This is a genomic window from Acaryochloris sp. 'Moss Beach' (genome assembly GCF_021497025.1).
Classification (GTDB): domain Bacteria; phylum Cyanobacteriota; class Cyanobacteriia; order Thermosynechococcales; family Thermosynechococcaceae; genus Acaryochloris; species Acaryochloris marina_A.
This window is the reverse complement of the sequence record NZ_CP071717.1, coordinates 1,690,869-1,702,945: the sequence shown is the minus strand read 5'-3', so window position 1 is coordinate 1,702,945 and position 12,077 is coordinate 1,690,869. Positions and strand designations below refer to the sequence as shown.

Annotated in this window: 10 protein-coding genes and 2 pseudogenes; 6 read left to right on the top strand and 6 right to left on the bottom strand. The window is 47.6% G+C overall.

Annotated elements, in window-relative coordinates:
• The first annotated feature begins 3 nt into the window (after positions 1-3).
• Positions 4-129, top strand: a complete 126-nt coding sequence (locus tag HRE53_RS34305; RefSeq protein ID WP_255801297.1) for a hypothetical protein — start codon at positions 4-6, stop codon at positions 127-129.
• A 60-nt stretch (positions 130-189) separates the two neighbouring features.
• Here HRE53_RS34305 and HRE53_RS07865 read toward each other — a convergent pair whose 3' ends face one another.
• The 3 genes and pseudogenes from HRE53_RS07865 to folK all read right to left on the bottom strand — a co-directional run bounded on the left by HRE53_RS07865 (position 190) and on the right by folK (position 1,697).
• Positions 190-315, bottom strand: a complete 126-nt coding sequence (locus HRE53_RS07865; protein WP_235109836.1) for a hypothetical protein — start codon at positions 313-315, stop codon at positions 190-192.
• A gap of 160 nt (positions 316-475) precedes the next feature.
• Positions 476-1,025 (bottom strand): annotated as a pseudogene (locus tag HRE53_RS07860) (NUDIX hydrolase).
• Between the two features lie 165 nt (positions 1,026-1,190).
• Entirely contained in the window at positions 1,191-1,697 is a 507-nt protein-coding gene (folK, locus tag HRE53_RS07855) for a 2-amino-4-hydroxy-6-hydroxymethyldihydropteridine diphosphokinase (protein ID WP_235109834.1), read from the bottom strand.
• A 105-nt stretch (positions 1,698-1,802) separates the two neighbouring features.
• Between folK and HRE53_RS07850 the strand changes: the two genes are divergently transcribed.
• The 4 genes and pseudogenes from HRE53_RS07850 (at position 1,803) to HRE53_RS07835 (ending at position 6,761) form a co-directional block, all read left to right on the top strand.
• Positions 1,803-3,470, top strand: a complete 1,668-nt coding sequence (locus tag HRE53_RS07850) for a serine protease (protein WP_235109833.1) — start codon at positions 1,803-1,805, stop codon at positions 3,468-3,470.
• Between the two features lie 217 nt (positions 3,471-3,687).
• A complete protein-coding gene (gene btpA, locus HRE53_RS07845; protein WP_212666376.1) occupies positions 3,688-4,536 on the top strand; it encodes a photosystem I biogenesis protein BtpA in 849 nt (282 codons plus the stop codon).
• A 24-nt stretch (positions 4,537-4,560) separates the two neighbouring features.
• Entirely contained in the window at positions 4,561-5,202 is a 642-nt protein-coding gene (locus HRE53_RS07840; RefSeq protein ID WP_235109831.1) for a CAAX prenyl protease-related protein, read from the top strand.
• Between the two features lie 331 nt (positions 5,203-5,533).
• A pseudogene (locus tag HRE53_RS07835) lies at positions 5,534-6,761 on the top strand (RNA-guided endonuclease InsQ/TnpB family protein).
• Between the two features lie 3 nt (positions 6,762-6,764).
• Here HRE53_RS07835 and HRE53_RS07825 read toward each other — a convergent pair.
• The 3 genes from HRE53_RS07825 to HRE53_RS07815 form a co-directional block, all read right to left on the bottom strand.
• The gene (locus HRE53_RS07825) at positions 6,765-7,133 is read right to left on the bottom strand and encodes an SRPBCC family protein (protein WP_235109827.1); all 369 of its coding nucleotides are present in this window, start codon (positions 7,131-7,133) and stop codon (positions 6,765-6,767) included.
• Positions 7,134-7,398: 265 nt separating this feature from the next.
• Positions 7,399-10,179 carry a DAHL domain-containing protein gene (locus HRE53_RS07820; RefSeq protein ID WP_235109825.1) on the bottom strand — a complete coding sequence of 927 codons (2,781 nt, stop codon included), beginning with the start codon at positions 10,177-10,179 and terminating at the stop codon, positions 7,399-7,401.
• Entirely contained in the window at positions 10,179-11,198 is a 1,020-nt protein-coding gene (locus HRE53_RS07815) for a cytochrome-c peroxidase (RefSeq protein WP_315876433.1), read from the bottom strand. Before HRE53_RS07815 ends, HRE53_RS07820 begins: the two co-directional genes overlap by 1 nt.
• 418 nt (positions 11,199-11,616) lie before the next feature.
• On the opposite strand from HRE53_RS07815, the gene HRE53_RS07810 reads away from it, so the two are divergent.
• Positions 11,617-12,069, top strand: a complete 453-nt coding sequence (locus HRE53_RS07810) for a ubiquinol-cytochrome c reductase iron-sulfur subunit (protein ID WP_212662937.1) — start codon at positions 11,617-11,619, stop codon at positions 12,067-12,069.
• Positions 12,070-12,077 lie beyond the last annotated feature (8 nt).

Sequence of the window (12,077 nt, the reverse complement as noted above, 5' to 3'; positions counted from 1 at the left end):
AGTATGACTAAAAATGATGGTTTTAATGCTGCTGTATCAGAATTTTTAGGAGGAAATACGAGCATTTTACCAACAAGGCTTGAGCCAGGTAGTTGGGTATTAAGAAATAATGTTGTTGGTTTTGCGTGAGTATCAAGCTTGTTGGGGGATAGCTACTAGGACAAATAGGCTGACGAACATGCCCAATTGCTAACTGAGGCTACGAAGGTTGGGTTTATTGATGATGTAAAAGCTGGTGTTTAGGATGCGGAACAGAATGAAGGCAAGGGCTACCGCATCAATTCGAAGCTGGAAGACTTGGGTGAAGTGGGCCACGAGTACGGCAGCGGCGAATCCAGGAAAGGTCTCAAAAGCATTGAGTTTGGCGAGTTGTTCTTTAAAGGCTTTCAGAGCTTGGACATAGGCGGCTTTTGAACTAGGATTGACAGAATGTAAGGGGCTAGCAGAGCGACCAAGATGTACTAGAGGCTAATCGTCACTGAAGTATGGCCCGTGCCATATAAAACCCGCAAATCGACTTTGCATCAATCGGCTCACCCGCCAAAATCGCCTGTTCAAACTCCTCAGGAGTCATCAACACTGTTTCAATATCCTCATCCTCATCCTGCTCCGGCGGATTCTCCAACAGCTCCAACTCCTGAGCCAAAAACGCATAGATAATCTCATCTGAATACCCCGGAGCCAAAGGAAACTCCCCCAACTTTTGCCACTTATGGGCCCGATACCCCGTTTCCTCCTCAATCTCCCGCCGAATCGTCACCCCCCGGCTCCTCATGGACTTCCACCGTCCCTGCCGGAAATTCCAATAGCCGTCCCTTTAAGGCAAAGCGATACTGCTTCACCAGCACAAACTTGCCGTCATTCGTAATCGGCACCGCCATCGCTCCACCGGGATGCCGTACACAAGACCAATCTCCTTCGCTGCCATTCGGTAACCGCAGACGATTCGCCTCAAACGTATACTTGCGACCGTCATAAAACATCAACGGCTTCAGGACTTCAGGGGGTTCTTGGAATAAAGACATGGGTTGAATATTTAGGTCGGAGGTCAGAATTCGAACTTGAGACTTGCAAGGGTCAAAACGCCAGGTTTTGGGACTATCTAAGAAGGAAGCAACAGGCAATTGTCTGCTTTATCTGATGAGAGGTTAGGAACCGTTTGAATCAGAGGTTAATTAGCAACTGTGGTGCTAATTAGCTAGGCGATGAACTCCCGTATAGTCTACAGCTTTAGCAAGCTCGGCAATAGTTTGCTTGAGTACTGGATGATTCCAGCCAGGACAAATTTCTGCCAAGGGAGCTAACACAAAGGCCCGCTCATGTAGATAGGGATGGGGCACCGTTAACGTCGGCGTCTGAATCACCGATTGCCCAAATAGCAGTACATCCAAATCTAAAGTGCGCGGCCCCCAACGCTCACGCCGCACCCGACCGAACTGGGATTCAATCGCCAAAAGCCGTTCTAGCAAAACTTCGGGTGAGTAGGTCGTCAATATACTGACACACCCATTTAGATAATCCGGTTGGGGCGGACCAACGGCTGCGGTTTGATACCAATGGGATGTGGCCTGTAATTTAATCTTTGAATCTTGGCTGAGTTGATCAATCGCAGCCATGAGTATCGTCCGAGAATCACCCAGATTGCTACCGAGTGCGATCGCAACTAAGTTACTAGCTTGTGGGTCTGTTAGAACCATATCGATCCTGACTACTCAACATAATCTGAATGACAATGTCAGCTTAATTGACACCAGCTAAAAATTATCTCAAAAATAAATAGTAAGTCCTTTAATCTCAACCCTATGTATTGGTCTACCCTGAGATACGTCAGCCTATTGGGCTCCAGCCTACCTCTGATTTGTCTTGTGTCTCCTGCCGCAGTGGCACTGACAGCTCCAGAAATTAACCAGCTCGCCAAAAGCACAACGATTCGGATTGTCAGTCAGACCTCGGGGTCAGGGGTCATTATTCAGCGGGATAACAACACCTATACCGTCCTTACTGCCGCCCATGTAGTGGCCACCGAAGATAGTTACGATGTGATTACACCGGATGGTCAGACGGTCGCAGTCAATGCCAAGACTATCAAAAGGTTGTCGGGGGTTGACCTGGCGATTCTGCAATTCCAGAGTCCCAACACCTATCAGGCCCTGGAGATCGGCAGCTCTGGCTCTGTCACCGAAGGAACTCGCAGCTATGTTGCGGGTTTCCCACTGCGTACCCTAGCTATTTCTGAAACCATCTATAACTTTACGGAAGGTAAAATTACCGCCAATGCCAGCCGCCCCTTAACAGATGGCTATGCTTTGGTCTATTCCAACAACACCTTACCCGGTATGAGTGGCGGTCCTGTCTTAGATGCCGACGGTAAGTTAATTGGAATTCATGGGCGGGCTGATACCACTTCCAAAGTTCAGGATCAAAATCTCAATCCTGATATCTACATTAAGAGCGGATTTAATTTAGGCATTCCCATCAATACGTTTACAACTTTGGCTCCCCAAGCAGGCATCAATATTGGCGTAGAAGCCCCATTATCTCAAGCGCCCCCTTCCCAAACCACTGCCGATGACTGGTATCTGCAAGCCCAAGCCAAAATTCAGCAAGAAGACTACAAAGGTGCGATCGCAGATCTCGATCAAGCTATCCAGCTCAAGCCTGATTATTCCGCAGCCTATTCTGCACGGGGATTTGCCCATGCCAGGCTGGCCCAAGCATCCAGTTCCCTAGCGGACAGCGAACAAGCTATTCGTCTCGACCCGGACAATGCGCAAGCCTATGTGGTCCGTGGTTTGGTGCGCAGTAGAATTGGTGAATTGGATGGGGCTTTGGCGGATGCTAGTCAAGGTTTGAGATTAAATCCTCAGCATCCATCTGGCTATGGACTGCGCAGCACGATCAAGTTTTTGCAGGCAGACTATCCAGGGGCAGTGACAGATCTGCAGCAGACAGCGAAATTGATGCGATCCCAAGGCAACATCCTAGGGGCTAAAAAAATTGAACAAGGCTTGACAGTACTTAAAAAATTACAGTCCGGCACCGACACCTTTGCTCATTTCTTATCTAGTGCGGCCATTCGACTTCAGCTCCAAGATGCCAAGGGTGCTGCCTTAGACTTTCAGAATGCCTCAGCCATCGCTCTTAAGCAGCAACAACTCGCCCAATTTATCCTGGCTAAAAGCATGTTAAGAAGTACAAATCCCAACTTGGCTCAACGCTATGCTGTACAAGAAAATGTGCAAGCCGCCTTTCCTAATAGTCGCGCCGTTCTCGCCCAAGCAGATGCAGCGATCCGTAGAAATCCCAATGACGGCAATGCCTATCGTCTGCGTGGCTCGCTCCTAGCTGAAGTGTTTGCACAACCCCAGCGAGCATTTGCCGATATCCAAAAAGCGGCAGCCTTCTACCAATCTCAAAAAGATCAGACCAATTACCAACTAATGACCTCTTATCTCAAAGCATTACAGTAAGGGTTAATAGCGGGTTGTGTTTGCAGAAAAGCTCCCCCGGAATTTTGCATATCTAAGGGCAGCTCCGCAATATACAGGAGTCCTGGAAGCTGTTATGCTAGACACTCCAGAAGCTTTTGGCCTTGCCGATAATGTTCTGGCGACTGGGCTAGAATTTTCTAGACTTTTTTATTATATTTTTTTTATAGTCTCCCTACTGAGTTTGACTCAATTATCCGTGGAGTTACAACACATTTTTAAATCCCCTAATCCCATTATTGGCGTTGTTCATTTACTGCCATTACCCACCTCCCCTCGTTGGGGCGGAAGCCTTAAGGCAGTCATTGCCAGAGCCGAACAAGAATCCACTGCCCTTGCTGCAGGCGGGGTTGATGGGCTGATTATTGAAAATTTCTTTGATGCTCCGTTCACGAAAGGTTCGGTTGATCCGGCCGTAGTCAGTGCCATGAGCTTGGTGGTGCAGCGGGTCAAGAATCTAGTGCCTTTGCCCATTGGCATTAATGTGCTCCGCAACGATGCCTGTAGCGCCATGGCGATCGCATCCTGTGTGGATGCCCAATTCATCCGAGTCAATGTGCTGACAGGGGTGATGGAAACGGATCAAGGGTTGATTGAAGGGGAAGCCCACCGTCTACTCCGGTATCGCCGCGAACTGGGGAGCGACGTCAAGATTTTTGCCGATGTCCTCGTCAAACATGCCCGTCCTTTGGGCTCTCCCAATCTGACCACAACGGTGCATGAAACCATCGAGCGGGGGTTGGCGGATGGCATTATTATCTCCGGTTGGGAAACGGGTAGTCCACCCAATTTGGGTGATTTAGAATTGGCGATTGATGCCGCCAAAGACGTTCCTGTCTTTATTGGCAGTGGTGCTAATTGGGAAAACATTCCTAGCTTGATTCAATCTGCCCATGGAGCCATTGTGTCTAGCTCCCTTAAGCGTCGTGGTCAGATCGATCAGCCTATTGATCCCATTCGTGTCAGTCGATTTGTGGAAGCCATGCGTCGCAGCTTAACTAATCAAGACACAGCGAATGTGAAATCATCGGTTATGCTCGAGTCATAAATTTTACGCGAGCTACGTATTGATATGCCGCCTTGGGTTGCCTATGTAGCCCCGATGGCTACTTTTATGCTGATTACCACTGTGGAAGGGGTATGGCCTGGTGCCTATCCCTGGCTCTATGGGGTAAAGGTGATTGTGGTGTCTATGCTGCTGGGACTTTTGGCTCGCCCCTGGCAGGATATACGACCGAGTGCCAAGGTAACGATAACTGCGATCGCAGTCGGTCTCATCGTCTTTGCCGAATGGATATTGCTTGATCAGTGGATTCCCTACCCCCATTTAGGCGAGCGAGTCGGCTACAATCCCTTCGTCAGCTTGCAAGGCTGGATCTTGCCGGTCTTTTTGGCTTTCCGCTTCTATGGTTTGGTGGTGATGGTGCCGATTATGGAGGAGATCTTTTGGCGGTCTTTTCTCCTGCGATACTTGAGCGTACCTGAATTTCAGAAAATACCCGTGGGTACCTTTACCTGGGGGGCGTTTGCCATTTCATCTATCTTGTTTGGCCTGCTCCATAGCGAGTGGCTTGTCGCCATTATTTGTGCAGTTCTGTATACCCTTTTGCTCAAGGCCACTAAGAGTCTTTATGCCTGCATAATTGCCCATAGCACGACGAATCTTGCTCTAGGGGTTTATATTCTGACTAATTCAGCTTGGCAGTATTGGTAATCTCAATTTTTTGGCTTTGATCTGAGTCTAGAGTGTTTATACTCCCTCAAATGTTCAAGGCATTGGCCACAAGGTTGCGAGACAATCCGATGTTAGGGGATAACGGGTTGATTCAGGATATACTCCGCTAAATTTGTTGTCGCTTGCCGAAACATCTTCTCGTAGACCTTGAGAATCAATGGCCCGCCCAAACGCAGCCAAAATGAGAGTTCTAAGCCAACTTTATCTAGAAAATGTGCGTGAAGACTCCAACTATACGAATGTTAGTTGGAGATGTGTATAGCACTCCATTCCAAGCATATTGTTATGCCGAACATGCTAGTGTAATAGTATGATTGTACTAGAGTTTAAAGCAAGAACCAGTCAGCATCAAACAAGTGCGATTGATGAAGCCATCAGAACGGCTCAATTCATTCGTAATAAGTGCTTGCGCTTTTGGATGGATAACAAAGGTACAGGCAAATACGACTTAAACAAGTTGTGTAGAGTTCTTGCTAATGATTTTCCTTTTGCTAAGCAACTCAACTCTATGGCTCGGCAGGCAAGTGCTGAAAGAGCTTGGAGTTCAATCAGTCGCTTCTATGAGAATTGCAAACAGGGTATAAAGCCCGTTGGCTTTCCAAGGTTTAAGAAGCATTCTCGGTCAGTGGAATACAAAACCTCTGGGTGGAAGCTTCTGAGTCCTAAAAAGATTAAATTCACTGACGGTTTTAATATTGGTGAGCTGCGTTTAATCGGGACTTATGACTTAGCAAGCTATGACGAGAGTCAAATTAAGCGAGTCAGGTTAGTTCGTAGAGCAGATGGCTACTATGTGCAATTCTGCATCAGCGTTGATGTCAAAATTGAGCTAGAACCCACCGGCAACTCCATTGGCATAGACGTTGGCTTAGAGTCCTTCTACACCGACAATAACGGCTACAAAGAACCTCCTGAAAAGTTCTATCGCAGTTCTCAAAAGAAACGTCATCGGTTACAAAAACGATTGAGCAGGACTCAAAAAAGTTCATCCAATCGGCGTAAAGCCATTAATCGTCTAGCAAGACATGAATTAAAAGTCTCACGACAGCGTAAAGAAAGGGCTAAGAGACTGGCCCTTTGCGTGATCCAATCTAACGATTTGGTTGTTTATGAGAACTTGAGGATTCGCAATATGGTGAAGAACCACTGTCTGGCTCAGTCGATCCATGATGCAGGCTGGTATCAGTTCAGACAGTGGCTGGAGTACTTTGGGAAAAAAGTATGGCAAGGTCACCGTGGCTGTGGAACCTGCATACACCTCTCAAGAATGTTCTGATTGTGGTGTACTCGTTAAAAAGTCTTTGTCTACTCGAACTCATGTTTGTGCATGTGGCTGTGAGTTAGACAGGGATGAGAATGCAGCCATCAATATCTTGAGAAAAGGAATCGCTACCGCAGGGCATGTGGGAAGCGGGCTACTCAATAGTCAAAACGCTTCTGGAGATGAGGCCGCTACTGTGTTGAACTCAGGTTTAATGCAGCAAGTCACGTCGCAGAAAGAAGAATCTCCTGCTATACCCGTAGGGTTAGCGGGATGAGTGTCAAAAAGTGAATTGACTCCGATGTTCTCCCAGGGGAGTGAGTCGATATTCTTCAACTAAGGCATGGACGAGGGGAAGGCTCATGGCTGTGAAGCAAAACGCCAAGCGCTCGTTCTGCTCCCAGACAAAGAAATGTTCTTCTACGGTTACTGTGGTCAGCTTGACCGTGCGAGTGGTGCCGACACCATAGGGTTGAGGACCATGCCATTCCACCTTGACAATTTCTTTGTACCAGAGGGGCCATGCCTCTGCTTTCTCAAAGATCGCAAATACCTGGGCTGGTGATGCGGCGAGTTCCACCTGATTCACAAATTGAACGGGCGCATTGTCCAGAAACTCTATTCCGACGGGCCGGCAGTTGAATTTCATGACTGATTTCCCATGACGATACTGAGTGGCGCTAACGCCTACTGATTAGATATACGTAACCTGCCCATGCTTGGATCTATGCCAGACTCATTCTTTGAAAAATGAGGGCGGTAGCAAACATAGCTGCGAAGGATAATAGGCTTACCTCCCAGCTTTGAACTGATGGGCCGCAGTCTATAACAGCAGAAGCCAGAGCGATTTCTTGGGCTCTGGCTTCTGGGATTAGGCGGAGTGGAATTTACCGGAATAGTCTCAAGGTCTCTATCTAATTACCAGCGGCAATTTCGATAAAGTCTTGAACCTCTTCTAGCAATTCCTCGCGATCGAGCTGTCCTTTTTGGTGAATGCTTTGGACCGCATCTCCCAGCTCTAGCCGCTCACTTGCTGTGAGATCTTTCGCCGAAACCACAATCACAGGGACATTCTGCCAGTCTGGATTTTGCCGCAGTACCTTCAGGAACTCGAAGCCATCCATCTCTGGCATCATCAGATCTAAGAAAATTAAATCTGGGACGCCATGATCACCGAGGACTTCGAGGGCTTGTTTGCCATTGCCTGCTGTTTTGTAGGGCCAATCTTCCCGTTCGAGTATGCGACCTAGCATTTCCTGGGAAGGCAGGTCATCCTCAATCACTAACATCCAGTTGCGATCTGCTGTTGTGACATATTTATCCAACAGTTCCAGTAGCCGATCTCGCTGTAAGGGTTTGGTCAGGAAGTCAGTCGCACCCAGGGAGAAACCGACTTTTTCGGCATCCACCATCGTCATCATAATAACGGGGATATCTGCTAATTTGGCACTGCCCTTGAGATTCTGAAGGACTGACCAGCCATCGAGTTCTGGCATCAAGACATCCAAAATAATCATGTCAGGCATGAGATCTTCAGCCAGCTGTAGCCCCTCTATCCCCGAAGGCGATACCACCGCATCATAACCAGCATCTGTTAAAAACCGCTGCATGATGTCACGGGCATACTCGTCATCATCAATCACGAGTACCGTCCCACCCGGCTGTCCTTTCGCCGTTTTGGGTAAAGAAATCTTACTCAGTTCGATGGGCGCAGATGGAGTTGGAATGGATGCTGCAGTTTCTGATTCCACTTGGCGAGGAATATGGATCGTAAACTCGGTGCCGTAGCCATATTGGCTGGTTACCGAAATATGCCCACCCATCATCTCAATGAACTGCTTGGTGATGGTGAGGCCTAGTCCGGTTCCCCCATATTTGCGGGTAGTGGACGCATCTGCTTGGGTAAAGGCTTTGAACACTTTTTCCAGCTGTTCTGGGGTCATGCCAATGCCAGTATCTCTAATGCTAAAGACAATCTCTTCCCCAGCATCTTCCGATACGGTGAGGCTCACTTCGCCGGATTGTGTGAACTTACAGGCATTACTGAGTAAGTTGTACAAACTCTGACGAACTTTGGTTTGATCAGCATACAGCGTCCCGATATTCTCAGGACAATGCAGGGAAACCATGTTGCTTTGCTTCTCGGCAATAGGCTGCAAGGTAGCGGCAATGGTTCTGACCATGGGGGCGATTTCAAAGGACTCTAAATAGAGTTCCATGCGTCCCGCTTCGACCTTCGAGAGGTCGAGAACAGAGTTGATCAGTTCTAGAAGATGCTTTGCCGACCCAGAAATTTTCTGTAAATCGGGGACAAAATCATCTTGTCCCATATCCTCGGCATCCTCTTCCAGCATTTCGCTGTAACCAATAATGGCGTTGAGGGGAGTTCGGAGTTCATGGCTCATATTGGCCAAGAATTCACTCTTACTCTTATTGGCTTCTTCCGCTTTCTCCCGCGCTTCTTCGGCGGCTTCCATGCTGGATGCTAACTGAGATGTACGAGCCTTGACCCGAGTCTCTAGCTCTTGGTTCATTTGCTTCAGGCTGTCTTCAGCCTCCTTGCGCATCGTCACATCTTGGAAGAACAAGGATAGTCCGTCCACGCTGGGATAGACGCGAATCTCCAACCACATTTTGCTGGGGGGATAAAACACCTCGAAGGAGGTCTTGGTTTTCTCTTTCAGGGCTTGTCGATACTCAGTTAAATGATCGGCACCCAGGAGGTCAGGAAAACTTTGCCAGAAATCTTGATTGAGAAGTTGGATGGGATCTTCTTGCAGAATCTCAGCGGCTTTATCGTTGATATACGTGATTTGCCACTGGGGATTCAGAGCCACAAAGGCATCGGTTAAACTGCTGAGAATACCGGATACCCGCTCACTAGAACGGCGCTGTTGCCGCACCACCAAATAGGCACCGCCACTGACGAGAACTAACAAGCAGCCGAAGCTGAGTAGTCGAAATAGGTCGGCTGTTTGGGTTGCTGCATCATATTGATTGATATAAGCCGTTTCTAAAGTGCTGATGGCTTTGGCCGTGGGCAGCTTCAGAATATCGCGGGTTAAGGCATCGACCTGGGGCTTATACTCCAGAATCATCTGGGTATGGGCAAGGGCCAATTGAATGCCCTGGGATTTTTTACCCTTTAATTGAGCGATTTGGGTTTCGATCTGGGAAACTAGATCTTCATCTGACGACAAGCTGTACAGTAAGACATTATCTAATAGGCTTTCCAGCTGAATGGCCTCATCCCCGGATATTCCTTTTGCAGAGCCTGTGCGCACCTCTTTTACCAGCTCTGGTAAGTAGGTTAAGGAGTTTTTGAGGATAGCGTTCTTGGATTTGAAAGATTCAACTAACTCTTCTTTCTGAGTAAAGACTTGGTTGTTCTCGCTGAGTTGAGATAAAAGGGTCTGTTGATTGCCAATAAACTCAGGAACTTGCTTCAGATCCTTCTGCAAATCGAGCTGTTCGGATATGGCTCGCACGAGGGGATCGTAGGACGTCAACAACGCATATCTCGCTTTGAGCACGCTTTGGTTAACAGTGGCATCTTTGTCCAACTGTTGAGCCATTAAGGTGCGATATTGCTGATGCTGTTGGTTGTCAACAGATAAGCTTTTGGCAATCAGGCCGCCAAACAAGACCAGGGCACCGGAGACCCCGAGGAGGCCTAGAAGTTTTTGTTTCTGCATTAGGCGACCTCTTTAATTTCACCGTTTAAGGTATTTAAGAACTTGATAATTAGGTCAACGTCTTCTTGATCTGCCTCGCGACCGAGTTGATATTTGACCATGATTTTGACGGCTTCATCTAGGGTTTTAGAGGACCCATCATGAAAATAGGGAGCCGTTAAGGCGATATTTCTTAAGCTTGGTACCTTAAACATGTAGCGGTCGTCTTCTTTGCCGGTGACGTTGTAGCGTCCCAGATCCGCTTTGGTTTCGTCCCCGCGATCTTTGATGTAGTCCCCAAAAACCCCGAATTTCTGATACATATTGCCGCCGAGCAGCACGCCCTGGTGACAGGCCACACAGCCAAACCCTTTGAAGCGTCGATAGCCTTCTTTCTCGTCTTTGGTTAAGGCGTCAGCATTGCCCCGAAGGAATTGGTCAAATTTCGAATTGGGGGTGTAGAGGGAGCGTTCGAAAGTTGCGATCGCATCCTTGATATGGTCAGCAGAAATATCGCTGTCATAGAGCTCGTTAAAAGCATTCACATATTCAGGCGACTGCTTCAGCTTGCCAATAATCTCAGGCCAACTCGATCCCATCTCATTGCCCGCATGGACAGGCCCCTCGATTTGCTCTTCCAAGCTTGAGGCTCGGCCATCCCAAAATTGCTTAAAGTGAAAGCTGTTATTGAAGACCGTGGGGGAATTAATCGTCCCCTTTTCACCGTTAATACCGATGGAGACCGGTAGGCGATCGGTGCCACCCATCGATAAGTCATGGCAGCTGGCACAAGAAATATTGTTCGTCTTAGAAAGTTTCGGATCATGGAACAGCTGCTTACCCAAAACCACTTTTTCCATATTTAAGGAAACCTGCATCGGGATCGGTTCAATTGGCTCATCACCAGCAGCCGTAACGGGTGGCCCCAGTTTGGCAATCACAGGTTGCTCAGTCATCCGTGCCAATTGTAATGACAGTAGCGATGCCACCGCGAACAAAACAATCAAGACTAGATGGCGTTTTTTTAACAGTCTGTTCACGCCCAAGACCCTCCTGGAGATAGCATTTGTCTGACCATCGATGCATTTTTTACATGAGTATTAAAGAAGACTATCGAGAACAATGGTTGCACTCTGCCTTCAATCCTTAGTTTGCCCAAATCTGGGTCTCTCTCAACAATATATTTGTAAACAAAAATATCGTAATAACAGGAATTCATGAGAGAAAAGCTAATTCCTTGAAATAAGCTCAATACTCCCATCCATCCTATGTATATCAGTGCTTAAGGTCTATTCTTAGCCTTTTTTTGTCGTCAAACAAATGTTTTTGTAGTTCAGTTTATAACCTTATTCTGGGCAAGCTAGTTCTAGTCTGCATGCACTTATTCCCTCATGTTTTTCTGGGGAATCTTCCATCAGCTAGTAAACTATTGTGGATCTCGTTCCTTAAGATTTCAGTATGAACCGCCGAAAAGTTCTGTCATGGTTGACCTTAAGTTGGATTTCAGGAGTCGTCTCCGTTGTGATTGGCGCCTGTACGCAACAGTCTTCAACCTCCCCAACCCCAGCTCCTAAAACTGAAACGACCCCTGATGGGTTTATCAAGGTGGGTCAGACCCAAGACTTAGATCAAAATGGTCGCATTCTGCAGACCTTGAAAGGGAACCAAAAAGTACTAGTTGTCCGAGATTCAAAAAGCTCAGACACCCTCCATGCTCTCAATCCGACTTGTACCCATCAGGGTTGCCCCGTAGATTGGAAGCAAGACTCACAAGATATTTTTTGTGCTTGTCATGGTTCCACTTATAAACCGGATGGAGCGGTCGTTAAAGGGCCTGCCTCTGATCCTCTAGAAAGCTATGACGTCAAAGTAGAGGGTGATGCCATTTTAGTTAAGCCTAAGGCCAGTTAATCGAGCCA

Excerpts from the sequence above, each read along its gene's own strand:
- HRE53_RS07820 (WP_235109825.1), bottom strand. The coding sequence starts at position 10,179 with ATGCAGAAACAAAAACTTCTAGGCCTCCTCGGGGTCTCCGGTGCCCTG.
- HRE53_RS07810 (WP_212662937.1), top strand. The coding sequence starts at position 11,617 with ATGAACCGCCGAAAAGTTCTGTCATGGTTGACCTTAAGTTGGATTTCA.
- HRE53_RS07825 (WP_235109827.1), bottom strand. The coding sequence starts at position 7,133 with ATGAAATTCAACTGCCGGCCCGTCGGAATAGAGTTTCTGGACAATGCG.
- folK (WP_235109834.1), bottom strand. The coding sequence starts at position 1,697 with ATGGTTCTAACAGACCCACAAGCTAGTAACTTAGTTGCGATCGCACTC.
- HRE53_RS34305 (WP_255801297.1), top strand. The coding sequence starts at position 4 with ATGACTAAAAATGATGGTTTTAATGCTGCTGTATCAGAATTTTTAGGA.
- HRE53_RS07850 (WP_235109833.1), top strand. The coding sequence starts at position 1,803 with ATGTATTGGTCTACCCTGAGATACGTCAGCCTATTGGGCTCCAGCCTA.
- HRE53_RS07840 (WP_235109831.1), top strand. The coding sequence starts at position 4,561 with ATGCCGCCTTGGGTTGCCTATGTAGCCCCGATGGCTACTTTTATGCTG.